At 64.0% G+C, this 22,806-nt stretch carries 22 protein-coding genes and 1 pseudogene; 8 read left to right on the plus strand and 15 right to left on the minus strand.

What is annotated here, in order from left to right:
- Positions 1-178: 178 nt before the first annotated feature.
- From AC5RV1_RS03340 to AC5RV1_RS03365, 6 genes are all read right to left on the minus strand, one after another.
- The gene (locus tag AC5RV1_RS03340; protein ID WP_493947474.1) at positions 179-1,288 is read right to left on the minus strand and encodes a BMP family lipoprotein; all 1,110 of its coding nucleotides are present in this window, start codon (positions 1,286-1,288) and stop codon (positions 179-181) included.
- A gap of 249 nt (positions 1,289-1,537) precedes the next feature.
- The gene (locus AC5RV1_RS03345; RefSeq protein WP_493993526.1) at positions 1,538-2,566 is read right to left on the minus strand and encodes an NADP-dependent oxidoreductase; all 1,029 of its coding nucleotides are present in this window, start codon (positions 2,564-2,566) and stop codon (positions 1,538-1,540) included.
- Entirely contained in the window at positions 2,563-2,991 is a 429-nt protein-coding gene (locus AC5RV1_RS03350; protein ID WP_493947476.1) for an organic hydroperoxide resistance protein, read from the minus strand. The genes AC5RV1_RS03345 and AC5RV1_RS03350 overlap by 4 nt, the downstream gene beginning before the upstream one ends.
- 49 nt (positions 2,992-3,040) lie before the next feature.
- A complete protein-coding gene (locus AC5RV1_RS03355; protein ID WP_493993527.1) occupies positions 3,041-3,475 on the minus strand; it encodes a MarR family winged helix-turn-helix transcriptional regulator in 435 nt (144 codons plus the stop codon).
- Between the two features lie 118 nt (positions 3,476-3,593).
- Positions 3,594-4,793, minus strand: coding sequence for an amidohydrolase (locus AC5RV1_RS03360; protein ID WP_163164233.1), 1,200 nt, complete (start codon positions 4,791-4,793; stop codon positions 3,594-3,596).
- A gap of 74 nt (positions 4,794-4,867) precedes the next feature.
- Positions 4,868-6,001, minus strand: coding sequence for a mannose-1-phosphate guanylyltransferase (locus tag AC5RV1_RS03365; RefSeq protein ID WP_493993528.1), 1,134 nt, complete (start codon positions 5,999-6,001; stop codon positions 4,868-4,870).
- 297 nt (positions 6,002-6,298) lie between these two features.
- Between AC5RV1_RS03365 and sdhC the strand changes: the two genes are divergently transcribed.
- The 5 genes from sdhC to AC5RV1_RS03390 all read left to right on the plus strand — a co-directional run bounded on the left by sdhC (position 6,299) and on the right by AC5RV1_RS03390 (position 10,759).
- Positions 6,299-6,679, plus strand: coding sequence for a succinate dehydrogenase, cytochrome b556 subunit (gene sdhC, locus AC5RV1_RS03370; RefSeq protein WP_015936418.1), 381 nt, complete (start codon positions 6,299-6,301; stop codon positions 6,677-6,679).
- 3 nt (positions 6,680-6,682) lie between these two features.
- The gene (locus AC5RV1_RS03375; protein WP_050055919.1) at positions 6,683-7,144 is read left to right on the plus strand and encodes a succinate dehydrogenase hydrophobic membrane anchor subunit; all 462 of its coding nucleotides are present in this window, start codon (positions 6,683-6,685) and stop codon (positions 7,142-7,144) included.
- A 108-nt stretch (positions 7,145-7,252) separates the two neighbouring features.
- Positions 7,253-9,052 (plus strand): succinate dehydrogenase flavoprotein subunit, encoded by a 1,800-nt coding sequence (sdhA, locus tag AC5RV1_RS03380; protein WP_163164231.1) that lies wholly within the window; start codon positions 7,253-7,255, stop codon positions 9,050-9,052.
- 1 nt (position 9,053) lies between these two features.
- On the plus strand, positions 9,054-9,836 hold the full coding sequence (locus AC5RV1_RS03385; RefSeq protein ID WP_493947479.1) for a succinate dehydrogenase iron-sulfur subunit: 783 nt from the start codon (positions 9,054-9,056) through the stop codon (positions 9,834-9,836).
- Between the two features lie 146 nt (positions 9,837-9,982).
- Complete coding sequence (locus AC5RV1_RS03390) at positions 9,983-10,759, plus strand: alpha/beta hydrolase family protein (protein ID WP_493947480.1); 777 nt, start codon at positions 9,983-9,985, stop codon at positions 10,757-10,759.
- Positions 10,760-10,806: 47 nt separating this feature from the next.
- Here the strand turns inward: AC5RV1_RS03390 and AC5RV1_RS03395 are convergent, their stop codons facing one another.
- Positions 10,807-12,105, minus strand: coding sequence for an ABC transporter substrate-binding protein (locus AC5RV1_RS03395; protein ID WP_493993529.1), 1,299 nt, complete (start codon positions 12,103-12,105; stop codon positions 10,807-10,809).
- A 119-nt stretch (positions 12,106-12,224) separates the two neighbouring features.
- Here AC5RV1_RS03395 and AC5RV1_RS03400 point away from each other — a divergent pair.
- The 3 genes and pseudogenes from AC5RV1_RS03400 to AC5RV1_RS03410 all read left to right on the plus strand — a co-directional run.
- Positions 12,225-12,698, plus strand: a pseudogene (locus AC5RV1_RS03400) (family 43 glycosylhydrolase); the annotation flags it as partial.
- Between the two features lie 295 nt (positions 12,699-12,993).
- Positions 12,994-13,155, plus strand: a complete 162-nt coding sequence (locus AC5RV1_RS03405) for a hypothetical protein (RefSeq protein WP_493993616.1) — start codon at positions 12,994-12,996, stop codon at positions 13,153-13,155.
- Positions 13,156-13,231: 76 nt separating this feature from the next.
- Positions 13,232-15,508, plus strand: coding sequence for a hypothetical protein (locus AC5RV1_RS03410; RefSeq protein ID WP_493993530.1), 2,277 nt, complete (start codon positions 13,232-13,234; stop codon positions 15,506-15,508).
- A 42-nt stretch (positions 15,509-15,550) separates the two neighbouring features.
- Here the strand turns inward: AC5RV1_RS03410 and AC5RV1_RS03415 are convergent, their stop codons facing one another.
- The 8 genes from AC5RV1_RS03415 to AC5RV1_RS03450 all read right to left on the minus strand — a co-directional run bounded on the left by AC5RV1_RS03415 (position 15,551) and on the right by AC5RV1_RS03450 (position 22,690).
- Positions 15,551-16,621 carry a YihY/virulence factor BrkB family protein gene (locus tag AC5RV1_RS03415; protein WP_493993531.1) on the minus strand — a complete coding sequence of 357 codons (1,071 nt, stop codon included), beginning with the start codon at positions 16,619-16,621 and terminating at the stop codon, positions 15,551-15,553.
- Between the two features lie 37 nt (positions 16,622-16,658).
- Positions 16,659-17,363, minus strand: coding sequence for a 2'-5' RNA ligase family protein (locus AC5RV1_RS03420; protein WP_493993532.1), 705 nt, complete (start codon positions 17,361-17,363; stop codon positions 16,659-16,661).
- Positions 17,364-17,367: 4 nt separating this feature from the next.
- Positions 17,368-18,411, minus strand: a complete 1,044-nt coding sequence (gene trpS / locus AC5RV1_RS03425) for a tryptophan--tRNA ligase (protein WP_430226581.1) — start codon at positions 18,409-18,411, stop codon at positions 17,368-17,370.
- 20 nt (positions 18,412-18,431) lie between these two features.
- Positions 18,432-19,265, minus strand: coding sequence for an exodeoxyribonuclease III (locus tag AC5RV1_RS03430; protein WP_493993533.1), 834 nt, complete (start codon positions 19,263-19,265; stop codon positions 18,432-18,434).
- A 10-nt stretch (positions 19,266-19,275) separates the two neighbouring features.
- Complete coding sequence (locus AC5RV1_RS03435) at positions 19,276-19,836, minus strand: hypothetical protein (protein ID WP_493993534.1); 561 nt, start codon at positions 19,834-19,836, stop codon at positions 19,276-19,278.
- A 142-nt stretch (positions 19,837-19,978) separates the two neighbouring features.
- The gene (locus AC5RV1_RS03440; protein WP_493993535.1) at positions 19,979-20,812 is read right to left on the minus strand and encodes an ABC transporter permease; all 834 of its coding nucleotides are present in this window, start codon (positions 20,810-20,812) and stop codon (positions 19,979-19,981) included.
- Positions 20,809-21,678 (minus strand): ABC transporter permease, encoded by an 870-nt coding sequence (locus tag AC5RV1_RS03445; protein WP_493993613.1) that lies wholly within the window; start codon positions 21,676-21,678, stop codon positions 20,809-20,811. Before AC5RV1_RS03445 ends, AC5RV1_RS03440 begins: the two co-directional genes overlap by 4 nt.
- A gap of 10 nt (positions 21,679-21,688) precedes the next feature.
- The gene (locus AC5RV1_RS03450) at positions 21,689-22,690 is read right to left on the minus strand and encodes an ABC transporter ATP-binding protein (RefSeq protein WP_493993536.1); all 1,002 of its coding nucleotides are present in this window, start codon (positions 22,688-22,690) and stop codon (positions 21,689-21,691) included.
- Between the last annotated feature and the right edge of the window lie 116 nt (positions 22,691-22,806).

Here is a 22,806-nt window from a genome sequence, read left to right on the forward strand (position 1 = left end):
ACTCTGACCAATCTCGAAGCGTCCAGTGATCGACCGGACGGGATATGTGGCTGCAGCACCAGCCTAGTGGGTGCAGTCGGAGGATGAGCGGGCGGTAACCCGAAAGAGGAAGGCAACAGCAAAAAGCGCCACGCCCGGCCAGTCATTGACCAACCGGGGGTGGCGCTTCAAGCGGGAATCAGGCCTTGGGGCTGGCGGCGGACTCCACCTTCAACTTGCCGTCCACAATGTCCTTCTTAATCTGCTCCAGCTCGCTCTTCAGCTCAGCGGGAACCTGGGATTCGAGGTCGTGGAACGGAGCCAGCTGTACACCTTCGTTGGCCAGCGTTCCCACGTACGGGGTGTTGCTGAACTTGCCGTCCTTGTCGTCCTTCACCACAGCTTCCACGGCCTCACCCATCGTCTTCATGACGGAGGACAGCATGATGTCCTTATAGTCCGGAGCGGTGAGGTAGCCGTCGGAGTCAACCCAGATCAGCTTGACGTCCTTGCCGGCGGCCTTGGCTTCCTTCAGGGCAGCACCGGCGCCCTTGCCTACGGGCCCGGCGACCGGCATCACGATGTCGGCACCCTGGTCCAGGAAGTTCTGGGTCAGCTGCTTGCCCACGTCCTGCTTCTCGAAGTCGCCGGTGAAGCTGCCGTCCTGCGCCTCCTTGTTCCAGCCAAGGAGCTTAACGTCCTTGCCCTTCTGCTCGTTGTAGTACTTCACGCCGTCGGCATAGCCGTCCATGAAGATGGTCACGGTGGGGATCTTGATGCCGCCGAAGGTGGCCACCGTGCCGGTCTTGGTGGTTCCGGCGGCAAGGTAGCCCGCGAGGAACGCTGCCTGGGCGGTGTCATAGATGATCGGCTTGACGTTGTCGATGGGTGTCTCGTAGCCGAAGTCGACAATCGCGAAGTGGCTGTCCGGGTTGGCCGTTGCCTGTGCTTTGGTGGCGTCGCCCAGCAGGAAGCCAACAGTGACGGTGAGGTCGCAGCCCGCGGTGACCATGGCGCGCAGGTTGGGCTCGAAGTCGTTGTTGGTCTTCGACTCCACCTGGTTCACCTTGATGCCCAGATCGGTTTCAGCCTTTTTCAGTCCCTCGTAGGAGGACTGGTTGAAGGACTGGTCGTCGAATCCGCCGGAGTCGGAAACGATGCAGCCCGTGTAGTCGGTGGCTCCGGCGGACGAGGTGCTTCCGGCTTCGGGGGGTGCGCCGCAGGCGGTCAACAGAAGGGCCGAAGCACTGACGGTAGCCAGGCCGGCCATTGAACCGCGCTTGAAGTGTGCACGCAGTGATGACTTCAATTTTCCTCCAGGATGAAGAGAGTGGCGCTGCGGCTCGAATTCAATGAGTGTCCGTTTCTACACTGAAATTCTGTTTTCACTGAGGTCCCGCAGCACTGCGCCTGAGCGCACTAATGGCAACTACTTTAGTGGCCTGCACCACGTCCCAATAGCACAGCGGGCCCCGTTCCCGGAGATTGTTGACAAGTTGTTACCAACCAGTAGGGGTGCCGCTCCGTGACGCGGCACCCCTCCTTGGTCCGGCTGCTGTTACTGGGACTGGAGGCGGACCAGCATCTTGCCGGTATTGGCTCCGTCCAGCAGATCCATAAAGGCCTGCGGGGCATTTTCAAGCCCATCCACGATGGTCTCGTCATACCGGACGGTGCCGTCAGCCAGCCAGCCGGCCATTGCGGCGGCGAACTCAACGGCGTGTTGCCGCTGGCCGCCCACCAGGAAGCCCCGGAGGGTGAGCTGTTTGCCGATGGCCAGCATCAGGTTGTGCGGTGCCGGCGTCGGCTCCGTTGAGTTGTACTGCGCGATGGCCCCGCACATGGCCACCCGCCCTCCGACATTCAGGGTGGCCAGGGCTGCCTCGAGGTGCTCGCCGCCCACATTGTCGAAATAGACATCGATGCCGTCCGGACCGGCAGCCTTCTTCAGCTGTTCGCGCACGGGACCGTCGTGGTAATCGAACGCCGCGTCAAAACCCAGCTCAAGGAGCCGGGCAACCTTTGCGGGCGAGCCCGCCGAGCCGATCACGCGGGAGGCGCCCATGGCCTTGGCAATCTGGCCAACCAGGGAACCCACGGCACCTGCCGCGCCGGAAACGAAGACGGCGTCGCCGGGCACAAACTCAGCCACCTTCAGCAGTCCGGCGTATGCCGTCAGGCCGGTCATACCCAGCGCACCCAGGAAAGCCGAAGCGGGGGCAAGGTCAGTCCGCGCGGGCGTGGCGGCGGCCGCATCCACCACGGAATATTCCCGCCACCCGAGGGAATGCACGACGACGTCCCCCTCCTTGTGCGCTTCAGACCGGGACGCGATAACCTCCCCCACAGCACCGCCGTCGAGCGCTTTGTCCAGGGCAAACGGCGCGGAGTACGACTTCGCGTCATTCATCCGTCCGCGCATGTACGGGTCGACGGACATGTAGAGGTTCCGAACCAGGATCTGGCCGTCGGCAAGTTCAGGCAGCGGGGCTTCGGCAAGCCGGAAGTTTCCCGGCGCCGGCCGTCCCACCGGGCGGGAGGCCAGCTGGATTTCGCGGGTGGTGGCGGGAAGGGTTCCGAGGCTCATGCGGCGAACTCCATGATCCTGATGTCCACAGTGATGTTTCCGCGCGTCGCGTTGGAGTAGGGGCAGATCTCGTGGGCCTTGGCGACCAGCGCCTCGGCGGTGGGCAGGTCCAGTGCGGGCAGCGCTATTTCCAGTTCTGCGGCAAGGCCGAAACCTGAATTGTCCAGCTGGCCAAGGTGGACCTTGGCAGCCACGGCCGAGTCGGTAAGGTCGGCACGTTCCCTGCGGCCCACGAGACGGAGCGCGGAATGGAAGCAGGCCGCGTAGCCGGCGGCAAAGAGCTGCTCCGGGTTGGTTCCCTGGCCGTTTCCGCCCAGCTCCACTGGGCTGGACAGGGTGACGTCCAGCTTGCCGTCGTTGGTCCGCGCATTGCCGTCGCGTCCTTCGCCTGAGGCCAGTGCCTGGGCAGTGTAAAGAGGTTTCACGGGGGTGTATCCGTCCTGTAGGTGGATTGAAAACTGCGGACTGATGCAGTCAGCGGGCGTTATGCAGGGCGGCCGTCAGCCGGGCCAGGGTGTTGTGCAGCTGGTCGAGCTCCTCGGTGGTAAGCCCTGCAGCCTGGGCCAGCCGTTTCGGCAGGGCGCCAGCCTTGCTGCTCAGTTCCCGTCCGGCGGCCGTCAGGTGGATGGCGACGCGGCGCTCGTCCTCACCGGACCGGCGGCGCTCCACCAGGCCCAGGGACTCCAGGCGCTTCAGCAGGGGTGACAGCGTGCCGGAATCAAGGCCGAGCTCCTCGCCCAGCTCCTTCACCCCGCGCGGCTCGTCCTCCCAGAGCACCAGCATCACCAGGTACTGGGGATAAGTCAGGCCGAGCTCGTCGAGGACCGGCCGGTAGACCGCAGTCGCGGCACGGGAGGCCGAATAGAGGGCAAAGCACACTTGGCGGTCCAGCCGTGGAGCATCAGTCATAAAAAGACTATAGGGGACAATTGAATTGCACACAACTTACATGCAGGAGCCTTCCTGGGGACGCTCATATGCAGTGACGCGGCGGCCGTGAAGCCCGACGGCGTCCGCGTCTTTGGGATTACAGGTCGCGGATGGTGCGCAACGCCGCAGCGGTGAGGACCCGGATGCCAAGGCCCAGGGCCCGTTCGTCCAGGATGTAGTCGCCGCGGTGGAGGTCGTATTCCTCGCCGCCTGGGGTCTTGGTGCCGAGCCGCATCATGGCGCCCGGCAGCTCGGCGAGGAACCAGGCGAAGTCCTCCCCGCCCATCGACTGCGGGGTCAGTACTACGGCGCTTTCGCCGATTTCGGCGCGGGCGGATGCTTCGATGATGGCTGTTTCGTGCTCGGAGTTCACCACCGGCGGCACTCCCCTGGTGTGCTCAAGGCGGACGTCAACGCCGTAGGGGGCAGCCACCTGGTGCACCACCTCATCGAGCAGTTCACCGGCGGCGTGCCACGCCTCGCGGTCCAGGCAGCGCATGGTCCCTGCCATATAACCGGTGCCGGGAATGGCATTGGGGGCGGAGCCGGCCGAAATCTGGCCCCACACTACGGAAACCCCGCTACGGACGTCCACGCGGCGGGAGAGAACAGCCGGGACGTTGACGGCAATCTGCGCCAATGCGAACACAAGGTCCTCGGTCAGGTGCGGGCGGGACGTGTGGCCGCCGCGGCCGGAAAGTTCGATCCGGATGGTGTCGGAGGCCGAGGTGATGGCACCGATGCGCGTGCCGATCTTGCCCACTTCGATGCGCGGGTCACAATGCAGGGCCAGGATCCGGGGAACCCCGTCCAGGACCCCCTGTTCAATGCACGAGTGCGCGCCGCCCGGCATGGTTTCCTCGGCGGGCTGGAAAATGATGCGTACGGTGGCGCCAAGCGGCTCCTCCTGGTGCATCCTGTGCAGTACCAGGGCGATGCCCAGCATGGTGGTGGTATGCACGTCGTGGCCGCACGCATGGGTCACACCGTGATTTTTGGAGGCAAAGGGCAAGCCCGTTTCCTCGATGATGGGAAGGGCATCGATATCACCGCGAAGGGCAGTGGCGATGGGGCCTTCCCCCACATCCACGGTAAGCCCGGTGCCCTCAAGGCGGCGCGGGCTGAGGCCTGCAGCTTCCAGCCTGTCAGCCAGCTTGTCGGTAGTGCGGAATTCCTTGAAGGACAGTTCCGGATGCGCATGCAGGTCCCGGCGGAAATCAATCAGTTCCGGCAGGAGCGGCTCAAGCCATGGAGCCACCAGGGCGGTGGGCTCTGCTTCCGTAGTGTAATTGCGCACTGCTTCACTCTAGCGAGGGTCGCTGGAATCCGGGCCATCGCAGTCCCCGCGTTACATCCGGGGACCGCGGGGCCTCAGAGAACGTCGGTATCCCCGCTGGCCTTCAGCGCGTCAACCGCTGCTTTGACCCGCTGCGAGTTGGCCATGGTGGTTACCAGCAGCGCATCGGGGGTGTCCACGATGACAACGTCCTGGATTCCGATCAGCGCGATGACGCGCTTGGTGTCCGTCACCACCACGCCGCTGGAGTTCTCGGTGAAGACGCGCGCGCCCTCCCCCAGCACCGTGACGTCATCCACTTCCTTGGCACTGTTGAGCCGGCCCACGGAAGCGAAGTCGCCGACGTCGTCCCAGCGGAAGGAGCCGGGCACGACGGCGACGTCCCCGGCTTCGGCCGCAGGTTCGGCAACGGCGTAATCGATGGCGATCTTTGGCAGCGTGGGCCACACGCGCGCCGTCACTTCGTCGCGGGCGGGGGTGTCCCAGGCGCGCGCGATTTCCTGCAGGCCCTGGAACAGCGCGGGCTGGTTGGCTTCCAGGTGCTTGAGCAGCAGTGCGACGGGCGCCACAAACATGCCCGCGTTCCAGACGTAGTTGCCGCTGTCCACGTACTGCTGGGCAACTTCCTCGTTCGGCTTCTCTACGAACTCCACCACATCCTGGGCACTGGGGGCGCCTTCGATGTGCAGGTCCTGTCCGGAGCGGATGTAGCCGAACCCGGTGGACGGGTGGGTGGGCTTGATGCCGATGGTCACAATCTTGCCGGCAGCGGCTGTGTGGATCGCCTCGCGGACAGCTTTCTGGAAAAGGTCTTCGGGGCTGATCACCTGGTCGGCGGCGAAGGAACCCATGATGGTGTCCGGATCGCGCTCGTGGAGGATGGCGGCTGCAAGGCCGATCGCCGCGGCGGAATCCTTGGGCTCGGACTCCAGGACCAGGTCCGAATCCTGAAGTTCGGGAAGCTGCCGGCACACCGCTTCACGGTGGGCCTTGCCGGTGACCACCAACATCCGGCTTCCGGCGAGCGGGTGCAGCCGGTCGTAGGTGGCGCGCAGCAAGGTGCTGCCCGAACCGGTGAGATCGTGCAGGAACTTGGGAGCCGCGGCTCGCGACAGGGGCCATAGGCGGGTCCCCACTCCGCCTGCCGGGATCACCGCGATAAAGCGGTCAAGGGGTGAAGCCGGGCTTGTCACTTTGTCTGTACTCATCACGGCCTACTTTAGCCGACCCGGTACCGGGCAGCCCTTTCGGCCCGCTTCGGCGCAGCTTAAGCCCCCTCCGGGCCGCGCGGCCGCAACAAAGTTAGCCTGATGCGCAGGAGAGTGTGGTGTTTGTCTCATTAATCTGCAGAATCCTTGCCGCTGCTGGGCACCAAGGAGTTCCTAAATTGAATAAGCTGTTAGCGGAGCCTAGATTTAGGCCCTGAGCTACGAGTGCTCTCGCAGCAGGCGTTCCCCCCGCGTGGATCTCATGCCAGCGCCGCTGTGTTGCAGGGAGGTTTATCAGTGCCGACAAAACCAGCTGGCACCTTGTACCGCGGCCGTGAAGGCATGTGGTCCTGGGTAGGACACCGTATTACCGGTGTAGTGATCTTTTTCTTCTTGTTGGTCCATGTCCTGGACACCTCCTTGGTACGGGTGTCCCCGGAGGCCTACACCGCGGTGATCGGTGCCTACAAGAACCCCCTGATGGCCCTGGGTGAGACCGGACTTGTTGCCGCCATCGTTTTCCACGCCTTCAACGGCCTGCGCATCATTGCGGTGGACTTCTGGAAGAAGGGCGCCAAGTACCAGCGCCAGATGCTCTGGGCAGTCCTGGGCCTCTGGGTGGTCACCATGGTCGCCTTCTCCATCCGCCACCTGTCCCTTGCGCTCGGAGGTCACTAAGCCATGTCTGCAACGATTGAGAGCCCGCGCAGCGGGCGCATCGCCCCCCAGTACCGCCGCACCGGTGGAAGCCGGGGCAACTTCGAAATGATTGCCTGGCTGTTCATGCGGCTCTCCGGCGTGGTGCTGGTGGTCCTCATCTTCGGTCACCTTTTTGTGAATCTCCTGGTGGGCGAAGGCATCCACGCCATCGACTTCGGCTTCGTGGCCGGCAAGTGGGCAGACCCGTTCTGGCAGTTCTGGGACCTCACCATGCTGTGGCTGGCCATGCTGCACGGGACCAACGGCGTACGCACCATCATTAACGACTACGCCGAAAAGGACTCAACCCGCCGCTGGCTGAAGACGGTCTTGTACTCGGCCACCGTCGTCATCATCGTCCTGGGAACCCTGGTGATCTTCACCTTCGATCCGTGCCCCGTGGTGGACGGCGTTCCCCTGCCTGGCGGATTCTGCCCTGCCTAGCACCGGCGGCATCCCGGGCCCGCGGGTACAACCGCGGGCCTTGTTTTGCGGAGCGGGTAACGCCCGCCCGTTGTTTTATTGCGAATTTTGAGAGAAAGAGCGTCTGGTATGCAGGTCCATAAGTACGACGTCGTCATCGTCGGTGCCGGTGGCGCTGGCATGCGCGCCGCGATCGAGTCCGGTCAACGCGCCCGCACAGCAGTACTGACCAAGCTCTACCCCACCCGCTCGCACACGGGTGCGGCGCAGGGTGGCATGTGTGCAGCCCTTGCCAACGTCGAGGAAGACAACTGGGAATGGCACACGTTCGACACCGTCAAGGGCGGCGACTACCTGGTTGACCAGGACGCGGCAGAGGTCATGGCCAAAGAGGCCATCGACGCCGTACTGGACCTGGAGAAGATGGGCCTGCCGTTCAACCGCACGCCGGAAGGACGGATTGACCAGCGCCGGTTCGGCGGCCACACCCGCGACCACGGCAAAGCTCCCGTCCGCCGTGCATGCTACGCCGCTGACCGCACCGGCCACATGATCCTGCAGACCCTGTACCAAAACTGCGTCAAGCACAACGTCGAGTTCTACAACGAGTACTACGTGCTGGACCTCCTGACGGTCGAAGAGGATGCGGTCCGCGAGGACGGCACCCCGTACAAGCAGAAGCGCGTTGCCGGCGTGGTCTCCTACGACCTCGCGTCAGGCGAGCTCCACGTGTTCCAGGCCAAGTCGGTAGTGTTCGCCTCCGGCGGCGCCGGCAAGGTCTTCAAGACCACCTCCAACGCCCACACCCTCACCGGTGACGGCATGGGCATCGCGTTCCGCCGCGGCATCCCCTTGGAGGACATGGAGTTCTTCCAGTTCCACCCGACCGGTCTGGCCGGCCTGGGCATCCTCCTTTCCGAGGCCGCCCGCGGCGAAGGCGCCATCCTGCGCAACTCCGAGGGTGAGCGGTTCATGGAGCGCTACGCCCCCACCATCAAGGACCTGGCGCCCCGTGACATCGTGGCCCGTTCCATGGCCAACGAGGTCCGCGAAGGCCGCGGCTGCGGCCCGAACAAGGACTACGTCCTCCTGGACCTCACGCACCTGGAGCCCGCACACATCGATGCGAAGCTCCCGGACATCACGGAGTTCGCCCGCACCTACCTGGGCGTTGAGCCCTACACGGAGCCCGTCCCCGTGTTCCCGACCGCGCACTACGCCATGGGCGGCATCCCCACCAACATCACCACCGAAGTCCTGCAGGACAACGACACAGTGGTCCCCGGCCTATACGCAGCCGGCGAGGTCGCATGCGTCTCCGTCCACGGTTCCAACCGTTTGGGCACCAACTCGCTGCTTGACATCAACGTCTTCGGCAAGCGTGCCGGTATCGCTGCGGCAGAGTACGCCAGGACGGCTGACTTCGTGGAGCTGCCGGAGAACCCCATCGCCTACACCACTGAGTTGCTGGACATTGCCCGCAACGGCACCGGTGATGAGAAGGTGGCTGTGATCCGCAAGGAACTGCAGGACACCATGGACGCCAACATGCAGGTGTTCCGCACCGCGGAGACCCTGAACCAAGTGCTGCGCGACATCGCATCCTTCGAGGAGCGCTACAAGCGCATCAATGTCCAGGACAAGGGCAAGCGTTTCAACCTTGACCTGCTCGAGGCCGTGGAACTGGGCTTCCTGCTGGAACTGGCCAAGGTGATGACCGTGGCGGCCCTGCACCGCGAGGAATCCCGCGGGGGACACTTCCGCGAAGACTTCCCGGAACGCAACGACGAAAAATTTATGAAGCACTCCATGGCGTACAAGGACGACCACGCCCCGGCGGACGGATCGGCAGAATCAATCGCCGGCATCCGCCTGGCCACCAAGCCGGTTGTCTTTACCCGCTACGAGCCGATGGTGAGGAAGTATTAATATGACCGCTGAAATCGCTGAGCCAGCCTCAAAGATTGAACTGCCTGCCGGTGTCGGCGGGGGCGGCGAAATCCCCACGTTCGACGTGCACCTGCGGGTGCGCCGGTACAACCCGGAAGTTTCCGAGGAGGCCACGTGGGATGACTTCCACCTCACCATGTACGGCACCGACCGTGTCCTCGACGCCCTGCACAAGGTCAAGTGGGAAACCGACGGCAGCCTCTCGTTCCGCCGCTCCTGCGCCCACGGCGTCTGCGGGTCCGATGCCATGCGCATCAACGGCCGCAACCGCCTCGCCTGCAAGACGCTCCTGAAGGACCTGGACACCTCCAAGCCCATCACCGTCGAGCCCATCAAGGGCCTGCCGGTGGAGAAGGACCTCATTGTGGACATGGAGCCGTTCTTCCAGTCCTACCGCGAGGTTATGCCGTTCCTCATCAACAAGGGCCACGAGCCCACCCGGGAACGCCTTCAGTCCGCCGAGGACCGTGAGCGCTTCGACGACACCACGAAGTGCATCCTCTGCGCCGCCTGCACCTCGTCCTGTCCGGTGTTTTGGACGGACGGCCAGTACTTCGGGCCGGCAGCAATCGTCAACGCGCACCGTTTCATCTTCGATTCACGCGACGACGCAGGCGACATGCGCCTGGAGATCCTCAACGACAAGGAAGGCGTGTGGCGCTGCCGCACCACCTTCAACTGCTCCGAAGCATGCCCCCGCGGCATCCAGGTCACCCAGGCCATCCAAGAGGTCAAGCAGGCCATTCTCTCCCGCAAGATCTGACTTAGGATTTAGCGGACGACGGCGCTGTCCCCCACGCGAGGGGGGACAGCGCCGTCGTCGTTTCTCCCCACCCGCCCCCTGAGCTCGGCCAGGGAACCCGGCGGGCGTGGGCCCACAGCCATTCGTACCAAACGAAAGGGGACGCCGTGTCCCGCTCTGAAAAAGTTTCCTTCGCAGGTTCCACCGGCGAGATGCTCTCCGGCATCATCGACGTCCCGGAGGGCCCGATTAAGGGTTGGGGCGTTTTCTCCCACGGGTTCACGCTCGGAAAGGACGCGCCCTCCGCCTCGCGGATGTGCAAGGCGCTGGCGGACAGCGGCGTCGGCATGCTCCGGTTCGACAATCTGGGCCTGGGCGGCTCCGCCGGTGAGTGGTCCGCGGGTTCCTTCAGCCACAAGGTGGCGGACACGGTGAAGGCGGCGGAGTTTATGCGCAGCGAGGGCAAGCAAATATCCCTGCTGGTGGGCCATTCCTTCGGCGGAGCCGCGGTGCTGGCTGCAGCGCGGGAGATCCCCGAGCTCGACGCCGTCGCTACCGTTGGGGCACCCTTCTCACCCAAGCACGTGGCGCATGTCTTCGACGCTGCGCTGGACAAAATCCTGAGCGAAGGCTCGGCCGAGGTGGACCTCGGCGGAAAACGGGTGGAGATCCGCAAGCATTTTGTTGAGGACCTCGAGAATGCCGACCTGACGGACTGCATCAAGCAACTGCACAAGCCGCTCATGGTGCTCCACTCCCCCACGGACAACACCGTGGGAATCGAGAACGCCAGCACCATCTTCCAGACAGCCCGCCACCCGCGGAACTTCGTGTCCCTCGAAGGCAGCGACCACCTCCTGACCGGAAAGGGCCAAGCCGCGCGGGCCGCCCGGATCATCGCTGCCTGGGCCGACCAGTACCTCGACGCCGGAAACCCTTCCTGACGCCGCCGGCCGCCGCTGCCGGCGCGGTTCCGCCTTTGCGGCTTCTCCTACTTCCCGATGGCAGCTTTGCTTTCGCTGATCCACTGCTCCGCCGCTTTTTCGGGTGAAAGCCGCTTGAACAGGACATCAGTGTTGATGCGGGCAGTGATTTCCGAAACCGCCGTTGATCCGGTGGGCCCAATGTAGGTAGGGGCAAAGTCCATCTTGCCGATCTGGTCAATGTACTCGGCTTCCACCTTGCCCTGCGGCGTCAGCAGATCCTGGATCGTGGAACGCATGTCGGAGTTGCTGGGTACACCGCGGTCGCTCTGGATGATCTTGGCTGCGGACTCATTGTTCACCAGGAAGTTCACCAGTTTGGCCGCAGCATCGGTGTGCTGGCTGCGTGCGGAGATGGTGTAGAACTGCGAGGACTGGAGCCAAATTCCGGGAGTGGGCGTCTCGCCGGGGAGCTTAAGCAACTTCAGGTCAGCGCCTGAGGCCTTACTGAGGGCGGACAAGGAGTTGCTCCACGTAAGCATCATGCCTGCCTGGCCCATCCCCATCAGGGTCTGCTCAGTGCTGACATTGAGCTTCTCCACGGTCTCGGAAGCATTCGGCGCCGCCCCCGACTCGCTCAGCTTCAGCGAGTATTCGAAGTAGTCCTGCACCGTTCCCTTGCCCAGGCCGAGCTGGCCGTCCTCGGTGTACAGCGATTCTCCCTGCTGGCGGGCGAAGGCGTCCAGCGAATCGTGCGTGAGGACCGTTGCCGTGCCGTAGGTTCCTTTGGGGCTCTTGGCCGTCACGTCGGCAGCGGTTCTCGCGAAGTCGTCCCAACTCCACTTGCTGTCATCGGGAAGTTCAACGCCGGCCGCCTTGAAGACGGCGGGGTTCGCGACAATAGCGAGTGCATTGGCACCGGTGGACACACCATATTGTGTGCCTTGGACCTGGCCGTTCTCGAGCGCTCCCTGGTCCATGTTTGACAAGTCCAGTGAGCCGCTGACCTTCGACAGATCCAGCAATGCCCCCCGGTTGGCATATTCCGCCGGATACGCGCCGCCCATGGTGATGACGTCTGGGGCATCATTGGCCGCCACCTGCGTGGCAAGCTTGTCAAAATAGCCACTGATGTCGCCATACTCCGGCTTCACCTTGATGTTCGGGTTGGCGGCCTCAAATTCCGCGATGGCTTTGTTGGTCAGCTGGGCGCGTCCCTCGTTACCCCACCACGAGAAGCGAATTTCAACAGGGCTGTCCTGCGCCTGGTTGGACGGACTGGAACAAGCTGCTGTGAGGCTCAGCATCCCCACGACTGAGAGCATTGCGACGGATTTGCGAACGTTCCTGAGGACATTACGCGCCATTCGGTAAGCTTCTTTCCCGAGAAGAAAACGGTTTCCTGAAACGTATCAAGACCCGGATCAAGGGTCAATAGGTCACTCCGCCGGGGGCTGCGGCCTCGGGATTGCACAGAATGGACGGCATGGCACTGCAACTCAGCGAGATACCGATCCGGGACCCCTTCGTCCTCACACTCCCTGACGCCGGGGAGTATCTTCTGTTCGGCAGCACAGACCAGAACATCTGGTCCGGGCCTGCTACCGGCTTCGACTGCTACCGGAGCACGGACTTGGTCCGTTGGGAGGGGCCCCTTCCAAGCTTCCGGCCGCCACCGCACTTCTGGAGCCAGGAGCAGTACTGGGCGCCGGAAGTGCATGCCTACCAAGGGCGGTACTTTATGTTTGCGACCTTTACGGCGCCAGGCCATTTCCGCGGCACACAGATACTTTCAGCCGACCTCCCGGCGGGGCCCTACACGCCTTGGAGCGACGGCCCCGTCACCCCATCGAACTGGCATTGCCTGGACGGGACGCTCCACGTGGACGGGGAAGGAGTACCTTGGATGGTCTTTTGCCATGAATGGAAGCAGATCCACGACGGCGCGATCATGGCCCAGCGCCTGACGCCCGACCTCCGCAGCGCAGTGGGAACTACAACATTGCTGTTCAACGCGTCGGATGCCCCATGGTCACACCCCTTGCGTTCCCTCGACAAAGCACCTAGCCCACCCTGCCTACGTCACCGATGGCCCCTACCTCTTCAGGCTCAGCAGCGGCAAGCTGCTCATGCTGTGGTCAAGCTTCGGCGATCACGGATACGCCATGGGCATTGCACGCAGTGCGTCCGGGACAGTACTGGGCCCCTGAACCCAGGAAGCCGAACCGCTCTGGAGCACGGATGGTGGCCATGGCATGATTGCCCGCACCTTGGATGGTGGACTCTTCCTGACTTTGCACCAGCCGAATACCAGCCCCCACGAAAGAGCTTCGTTTTATGCCCTTCGGGAGCTCGAGGACACAGTCGTGCTCGAATCGACACCGGAACTGGCCGACCCGTACCGGCCCGAGGCTTGACAGGGGCTTGGGCCGCTACAAGGATGGAACTCAGAAAACGCTTTCTTACGTCTCTTCCTTCAGGAGGGCGTGCACATTGCACAGCCAAACCACCGATACTCCCCCGGTTCTCCCTTCCCCCGGCGCCGCCACAGGCGGCATGATCAAGAGGGAAGAACTCGTCCGGCGTCACAATGTCCGCCAGCTGGCCTTTGACCCAACAAGCCCCGTGTCCGTGGGCAACGGCGAGTTCGCTTTCACCATGGATCTGACCGGGCTTCAATCGCTGCCGGACGCCTACCCAGTGGGCTCGAGGGAGGAACTTCCGCCAGGAACGCTTCTTGGCACGCAGGCCCAATGGGGGTGGCATGCCACCCTCCCGGCGCAAGAGTATGACGTGGCGGACTCCACGGTCCTCTACGACTCGCCGCGCGGGCCGGTGCCATATGTGGACATGGTGGGCGACATCGTCAACGACCGGGAAACCGACACCTCCCTTGCAGAAACGTGGCTGCGCGCCAACCCGCACCGCCTGGATCTGGGACGCATCGGCTTCAGGCTGGTCGAGGCCGGGACAGAACGCGCCGTCACCGAAGCTGATGTCACCGACACCGAACAAACACTCGACCTGTGGACCGGCGTAGTAACCAGCCGCTTCACTCTTGCCGGCCACCCGGTCACTGTCACCACCGCATGCCACCCCCACCGCGACGAACTCGGGCTTCGCGTGGAGTCGCCCGCTCTCCGTGACGGTTTAGTGATTGGCATCGATTTTCCCTACGGCTCGGAGGCGTGGCACGATGCCGCGGATTGGAACAGCCCGGACGCCCACACCACCAGTCTCGGCGAACCCACGGGCTCCCAACAGCACGCCGGTTCCACCTGCTGGACCGTCCGCCGCGAGTTGGACAACTCCCGCTACCAGGTGCTGATCACCGGACGCCGGATCAAGGTGGAACAGACCGGGCAGCACCACCTCCGGATAACGCCCGACAACGGCGTACGGGACCGTCCGGATGTCCTTGACTGCAGTCTTGCCTTCATCTCGGCCGGGGACGGCGATTGCGTCCCGCGAGGCGACAAGGACGTGACCATGCCGGCAACAAAGCCGGGCAATGCTGCATCAGGCCGGGGCGCCGTCGGCCTTTCACAGCACAACAGCCTTGAGGCCGGCAGCAGCGTGGCCGCCGCCTCGGAGGCGTACTGGCCTCGGTTCTGGACCTCGGGCGGGGCAATCGAGCTCGATGCGACGGATGATCCGCGAGCCAAGGAACTCGAGCGCCGGATCGTTCTTTCGCAGTACCTGACCGCGGTCAACTGTTCGGGCTCCATGCCCCCACAGGAAACAGGGCTCGTATGCAATTCGTGGCGAGGCCGCTTCCACCTGGAAATGCACTGGTGGCATGCCGCGCACTTTGCGCTCTGGAACCGTGTGGGCCTCCTGCTTCCGTCGTTGCGGTGGTACTCCACAGTGTTGGAGACCTCCCGGCAGACTGCCAGGACGCAGGGTTTCGACGGCGCGCGCTGGCCAAAGCAGGTAGGCCCGGACGGGCGGGAAAGCCCCAGTCCCATCGGGACCTTCCTGATCTGGCAGCAGCCGCATCCCATCTATTTGGCCGAACTCGTATACCGCTCCAATCCCGGCCGGGAGGTGCTCGAGGAGTTCGCGGAGATCGTCTTCGAGTCAGCTGCTTTTATGGCCAGCTTCGCGCATTCCACAGCGCGCGGATTTGAACTGGGTCCGCCCCTGATTCCCGCACAGGAGAGCTATGGCTCCATCCGGGCGTCCGTCACCAATCCCACCTTCGAGTTGGCGTATTGGCAGTGGGCCCTTCGGACTGCATCCGTGTGGCGGGAACGGTTGGGGCTCGAACCTGTCGGAGCCTGGCGGAGGGTGGCCGATGGTCTGGTAAAGCCACGCGTGGCCGGTGGTGTTTACGCCGCCATCGACGTGGAACCGTTCACCATCAGGACGGACCACCCCTCAATGCTCTGTGCCCTCGGCGTCGTGCCCAAGACAGACCTGATCGACGAGGCCATTATGCGGGCAACGCTCGCCGATGTCCTTGCTGACTGGGACTGGGGCAGTACCTGGGGCTGGGACTACCCTGTCATGGCAATGACTGCCGCCCGACTTGAGGACCCGGAGGCTGCTGTCAACGCGCTTCTGCTCGACGCCGGGAAGAACCGGGTACTGCCCAACGGACATAACCGCCAAACAGACTCCCTGCCGCTGTACCTGCCCGGCAACGGCGGGCTGCTCGCCGCCGCAGCACTGATGGCGGCGGGGTGGGACAACGGACCGGACCGGAATGCCCCGGGCTTCCCGCCTGACTGGACCGTGAAGTGGGAAGGACTGGTGGCAGCACCCTAAGATCCCCAAATGTTGTGGCAGCCCCTGCTTTGGCCGCGCCGACTACTGCTTCTGCCGGCCGGCGCCTCGGCGCCGGGCAATAGCGGCGCGGGCAATGGTCTGGGTGCCCCCCTCTGTGTGCTTTGGCTGGACTGGCACTTTACCCGGCTGGACTTGCCGCGCGCCCCACGTGCCTTTCTCATGACCGCTGGACTGGGTGCCCAAATCTGCCTCACGGATCGCCGCCCAGCCTGCTGCCACGAGGTACACCTGGCTCACCAGGTTGAACCAGATCAGCAGGCCGATGATGATGGCAAAGGGTGCCAGGATCGGGTTGCGGCCAGCGCCGGCGAGTAGCTCAGTGCTGAAGATTTGGAGTACCGTGGTGCCCACTGCGGCCAGGATAGTGCCTTCCAGGAGCGCCCTGCGGGACAGTTTCAACCCGCCCGCCAGCCGGAACATGATGAGGGCCGTGGCCCAGCTCAGCACAAGGGGTACGGCAATCTTGATGGACGTGGTCAACGGGCCCGCCACAGCCTCGTCCAGCCGCAGGAAGTCGGTAACCCAGCCGGCTGCCGTCCCAAAGACAAGGGAAGCTCCCGCGCTGATCACCAAGGCTACCCCCAGAAGAAGCAGGATACCGGCGTCGCGCAACTTCAGCAGGAGGGGATTAACCAATGACGGGGGCAGCTCCAACACGCCTCGAAGCCCGTCCCGCAGGCTGGCAATCCACCGCAGCGACGTGAACACCGTTACAGCCGCAGCGATGGCCGCCGTCCACCCCAGCCCGTCGGGGTCCAGCAAATCCTGCGGGTCAACCAGGCCCTCACCCCCATTGACTTTCAGAAGGCCGGGCGCGCTTTGGGAAACGCTGCTGATGATGGTCTCCAGCAGCGCGGGCTGCCCCCTCAGGACAAGGCCGGCGATGGAAAAGCCTGTAGCGAGGAGGCCGGTAATTGAGAAGAACATGTTGAAACCGATGCCGGCACTCATGAGCGGGCCGTGCTGGAGGGTGTAATGCCGAAAGGCACGCATGGGCCGAAGCGAGTTGATGCGGGCCAGCAGCCACTGGACCATGGCCGTCAGGCCGCCCAGCAGCCCGTTTCCGGATCTGCGCGCCCTGTTCCACTCCATCCGCTTCTGGATGACGGCTAACTTCAGGTGCGCATGGTCAGTGGGAAGCGGCTGTTGTCCCGCCCGATCCGGCTGTGTCCGCGGATCGGGTGCCGTCGTTGTCAGTTTCGGTCCCAAAGTCCAGCTCTTCCCGTAGCTGCCAGATGCCGTCAGCATCGTGCTCGTAAAGTCCCATGCTAACCACGGGGAAGGTGGCCCTGTAGTTTTTCAGCACCGTTTCGGCTTCATCGAGGCTTTCCGGGGTCACATCGTGGGCGATGGTGACATGCGGGTGGTAAGCGAAAGGCAGCTCCCGCTGGAGCGGACCCTGCTGGAGCTTTTCGTGCAGGTTAACGCAGTCCGTGAAGCCGTCCTCCACATTGATGAACACCACTGGCGAAACCGGACGGAACGTCCCGGTCCCGGCAATGGTGACCATAAACGGTCTCTGGCGGCGGGCCACTTCCCGCACATGCTCCCGGGTGGCTTCCCAGTCCTGGGTAGGGGTGGTGGTCACCAACGTGATATGGGCCGGAACCACATCCGCGAGCGGGTCGCCGAACGAAGCCCGCCAGCGCTGCAGCTCGCCAGCGACTTCCGGCGGAAATCCCAGGATGACGCCCACGCTGACGTTTTCCGTACGGGGCGCAGCGGCATCCTGCCTGCCGGTGGCCACCGCTGGGTCGCCTTGGGGGTTACCGGACATTCCCGCCACCTGAGTGGAGCGGGAGCCTTCCCTCGCGGTGACTTTGCTGGATGGCATGGCGCTAGCGGACTCCTGCGAGGGAGAAGGACGGGAGGAAGCCCATACGCTCGTAAACCTGGCCGAGGGTTACCGACGCGATTTCGCGGGCACGCTCCGCGCCCTGCGCCAGCAGCCGGTCCAGTTCCGCGGGGTCATCCATCAGCTCGTTGGTGCGGTCACGCAGCGGCGTGACGAACTCCACCACCACCTCTGCAAGGTCCACCTTCAAGTGGCCATACATCTTGCCCTGGTACTCGGCTTCGAGTTCTGCCACCGATTTTCCGGTCAGGGACGAGTAGATGGTCAGCAGGTTCGAAACGCCGGGCTTTTCCTCGGAGTCGAACCGGATTTCGGTGCCGGCATCGGTCACTGCGGACTTGATGCGCTTGGCTGCGATCTTGGGATCCTCCAGCAGTTGGATGGCCCCGTTGGGTGATTCGCCGGTCTTGGACATCTTGGCGCTGGGGTTCTGGAGATCGTAGATCTTTGCGCGTTCCTTGACGATGGTGGCTTCCGGAACGGTGAACGTGGGGCCGAACCTGGTGTTGAAGCGCTGGGCCAGGTTCCGCGTCAGCTCCAGGTGCTGGCGCTGGTCCTCCCCCACCGGCACAAGGTCGGTCTGGTACAGCAGGATGTCCGCAGCCATGAGCGTGGGGTAGGCGAAGAGCCCGAGGGTGGCGGCGTCGGCGCCGGACTTCTGGGTCTTGTCCTTGAACTGGGTCATGCGGGAGGCCTCACCGAATCCAGTGATGCAGTTCAAGGCCCAGGCCAGCTGCGCGTGCTCCGGGACGTGGGACTGGACGAAGAAGATGCTCTTGTCCGGGTCGATGCCGGCGGCAATGTACTGGGCGGCCACGATGCGGGTGCGCCTGGCCAGCTCAGTGGGATCAAAGTCCACGGTGATGGCGTGCAGGTCCGGGATGAAGAAGACGGCGTCGTACTCCGCCTGCATGTCCACCCAGTTGCGGACGGCACCGATGTAGTTGCCCAGATGCAGGGAATCGGCGGTGGGCTTGGCGCCGGAGAGGATGCGCTTCTTGGTTGCCGGGGAAGTCTGGCTAGTCATGGGGAGGAAACCTTCGGGGCTCAGAGCTGGTAGTCCACTACCAGCGGGGCATGGTCGGAAAAGCGGGTGTCCCACGAGGCCGCCCGGTCCACAACCGCCGAGATGGCGGCCGAAGCCAGTGCCGGGGTGGCCAGGTGGTAGTCGATGCGCCAGCCGGTGTCGTTGTCGAACGCCTTCCCGCGCTGGGACCACCACGTATACGGACCGTCAACCTCGCCCGAGAGGTTGCGGTGGACATCCTGCCAGCCAATGTCCTCCCCGAAAAACCGGTCGAAGTAGGCACGTTCCTCCGGCAGGTGGCCCGCTTTCTTGAGGTTGCCCTTCGAGTTCCGGATGTCCAGGGGCGTGTGGGCCACGTTGAGGTCGCCCACCACCAGGGCATGGTCGCTGTGCTTGGTCAGTTCCGGGAGGCGGGTGCTCATGGCATCCAGGAACCGGAACTTGTCGTCCTGCTTGGGTGTGCCTACCTCACCGGAGTGGACGTAGGCGCTCGCCACGGTGAGCTGGACAGGGTGTCCGGCTGCATCGGCAAACCGGAAATCGGCCTCCACCCACCGGCCGGCGGTGGCGAAGTAATCGTCGCCGATGCCGTTCCGGGTTGCCAGGGGTTCTTCGCGCGAAGCAATCGCGACGCCGGCGCGGCCCTTGGCTTCCGCCTCGGCGTGCAGGATGTGCCAGCCTTCGCCCAGCAACTGCCGGACGATGGCGTCGGGGGCGCGGACTTCCTGCAGGCAGAGGATGTCCACTTCGCGCGGTTCAAGCCACGCCGCCATGCCGTTTTTGTAGGCGGCCCGAAGGCCGTTGACATTAACGGATGCGATGCGAAGGTGGTCCTTCTTCAATGCCGAGATCACCCGCTCCACTCTAGTCGATGATGGTTCCGGTGACCGGCTCTCCGCTGCCGCCGGAGGACTTGATCATGTCCCTGGCATTCGTGGCTGTGATCTCGATGGTTTCCAGCGCCCGGTTGATGGTGTCCTGGCTTGCTGCAGCGCCCTTGGCGCGCTCCTCCTCCACCACGCGGATCTGCACCTGGACGATTTTGAAGGAGTGGTCCAGTTTGAGGTCCCGGACTTCGTCCGCCTGGCTGCGCTCTGCAACCACACGGGTGCCGCCTTGGTCGGCGGTAGCGTAGGGGCCACGTCCCGCAGCTGTGGTGAAGGCATTCTGGGCTTCAGTCAGCTTGGCTCCCGCCTTTTTGGCTGCCTTCTGGATGCTGAAGACAACAAAGCAGGCGAGGGCGAGCCAGAAGGCGGCGATGACGGCAACAACCCAGCCGACGACGTCGTTCTGGTTGGCCGCGAAGATGACGGCCACAACGAACGCGGTAACGAGGACCATCAGTCCCGGCCCGCTGATGCGGAACATGGAGAATCCGCCCCTGGCGGGTTTGGAGGATGACCTGGAGCTGCCCAAAGATTGCATGCACCCATTCTCTCAAACGCCGGAGTATGCTCCCGCCGCCTTCCACCCCGGGCGAACACCCCCCTCGCCACCCAACCAGGTAGCGCTAAGGGTCGCTTTGCCCCCTCAAAACGACACTTACTGCTACCTGGTTGGGATGGTGCTACTTCAGGAAGAGCTGCCGCAGCCGCGCGGTGGTGAGCAGCATTCCCAACGCCGTCATCACCAGGTAGTAGCCGATGTGGATCGGAGTGGCAGCCGTGAACGTGCCCACGCTGATCTGGCGCAGCAGTTCCACCCCGTGCCACAGCGGCATGGCCTGGATGAGCCACTGAATGGCCTGCGGGTACACGCTGAGCGGGTAGAACGTGGCGCTGAACAGGAACATGGGCAGCATAATGAAGTTGATCCAGTCCATCTGCTGGAAGGTCTTTAGGAAGCTGGTAATCCCCATCCCTATGCTGGCGAACCCGAAGGCGATCAGCACCGACGCCGGGATCATCAGAAGCGCCCAGGGCGTGGTGATCAAACCCATAACACCCATCACTGCCGTGAACCCCATGGCGTAGAGCAGTCCGCGCAGGAGGGCGAGGAAGATCTCCCCCAGGGCAACGTCCAGCGGCCCCAGTGACGTGTACAGCATGCCCTGGTACAGCTTCGCGAAGTTCATTTTGAAAAACACGTTCCAGGTGGAGTCGTAAACGGCCCCGTTCATCGCGGAGACAGCCAGCAATGCCGGGGCGATGTAGGCGGCGTAACTGATCTCCCCGCCACCTGGACCCTGCACTGAACCCACAATCGCGCCCAGCCCCACTCCCATGGAGATCAGGAACAGCACCGGTTCAAAGAATCCGGAGAGCATAACCAGCCAGTTGGTGCTCTTCGTGGCGAGCAGCCCACGGGAAATCACAGCCCTGGCGTTGCGCGAATACAGCGGCCCGAAGCTCCTGTTGCGGGCAGCGTCCGTTGCGCTTGTCACGGGCAGCCCGGCACTCATCGGCCCATCCTTGCGGCAAACTGTTTCCGGGTCAGGACCCAGCCCAGCACGGCCAAGCCCACTAACACCACAACGTGCAGGACGGTCAGCAGCGGATGTTCCTGGTATCCGTAGCTGAAGACCCGGCCCAGCTCCGTACCGTGCCAGATGGGTGAGATCCACCCGATCCAGCGCACCGCCAGCGGGAGGCTGTCCAGGGGGAAAAACGTGCCGGAGAACAGGAACAGCGGCATCACGATGAAGCGCATCACCAGGGCAAACTGGCCCTTGTCCTCAGTGATCGACGCGGAGTACGCCATCAACGGCAGCCCAAAGGCGAGCCCCGCCAGCGTGGCCACCAGGATGGTCACCCAGCCCCAGCCGCCCGGCGCCGCACCAAAAAGTGCAACAGCCGCAAAATAGACGGCGGACTGCAGCAGGAAGCGCAGGGTCACCGCCATGATGTGGCCAGCCGCGATCTGCTGGGGCGTCAGCGGCGAGGCGTGCGGCCCGTAGTAGGTCCGGCGCCACTTGAAGCCGTCCATAACGGGGAAGGTGAATTCGTTCGCGGCGGTCATAACTGCCGCGGAGACCAGCAGCGCCGGCGCCACGAACGTCACGTAGCCCACTCCCCCGAAGGCTCCAGCGCCCTGCGAGTCAACCAGCGTTGCCAGGCCCACGCCCATGGCAAACAGGTAGGCCACCGGGTGGCCCACGCTGTACATGATGATGGACCAGCTGTACCCCTTCATCACCCGGAGCACCTGCTCGGCATAGTAGAAGGCACCCCAACGCCTGGCCTTGGCGGCAGCTACTTCGGGGCTGTGCGCCCGTGCAGGCGCCTCCGCCAGGTCCGCCTTCCCAGCGAGGCCCGCGTCCGGGCTCAACCCCGCCTGCTCACTCAACGAGGCTCCTGCCGGTCAGCCGGAGGAACACATCTTCCAGCGAGGACCTCCGTACCAGCGAGGTCAGCGGCCGCAGGCCGCGGGACGCTACCTGCTCAAGGGCCGCCTCGCCGTCGTGGGCGTAAATCAGCACCCGGTCCGGCAGGACCTCCAGGCGCTCCCCGATGCCCTCCAGTTCCGCGGCGATGGTGGTGTTTCGTTCGGAGCCGAAGCGCAGCTCAACCACCTCCCGCGTGGAATGCTCGCGGATCAGTTGCGCCGGGGACCCCTCGGCCATGATCCGGCCCTTGTCCACCACGATTAGCCTGTCGCACAACTGCTCGGCCTCGTCCATGTAGTGCGTGGTCAGGATCAGTGTGACGCCTTGCTCCTTGAGCCGGAAAAGGCGGTCCCAGAGGATGTGCCGCGCCTGGGGATCAAGCCCGGTGGTGGGTTCGTCCAGCAGCAGGATCCGGGGTTCGTTGATCAGCGAACGGGCGATGGTCAACCGCCGCTTCATGCCGCCGGACAGCGCATCCACCTTGGACTTTGCCTTGTCCGTCAACTGGGCGAACTCCAGCAGTTCGTCAGCCTTTGGCTTCAGGTAGCTCATGGGCAGGCCGAAGTACCGGCCGTACACGAGGAGGTTGTCGCGGACCCGCAGTTCCTCGTCCAGGTTGTCCTGCTGCGGCACCACCCCCAGGTGTGCCCGCACCTCCGGCCCGTGCAGGTCCGGGTCCAGGCCCATGATGTGCAGCTCGCCGGAAGTACGCCTGGTAACTCCGCCGATCATCTTCATGGTGGTGGACTTGCCGGCACCATTGGGCCCCAGCAGGCCGAAGGATTCTCCGGCAGGGACGCTGAAGGAAATGCCGTCCACGGCGGCAACGTCGCCGTAGGTCTTGGTCAGGTTTTCTGCCGTGATGACGATCCGGCGGGGTTCGGTGTGGGGCTCTTCGGCGGGCTGGACGGCGCCCGCAGCGGCGCCGGAGGACGCGGTGGCTTTGTTATGCACCCTCCGCAGACTAGTAGAGCTGGCCGGCAGGTGGAAGGGAACTTTCAGTTAAGTGCTTAAAGTCCGACGGCGGCCCGCTCCTCGTGCGCAAGGGGCGGGCCGCCGTCGGACTCCAA

It is taken from the genome of Arthrobacter sp. Hb9-2, assembly GCF_059091165.1.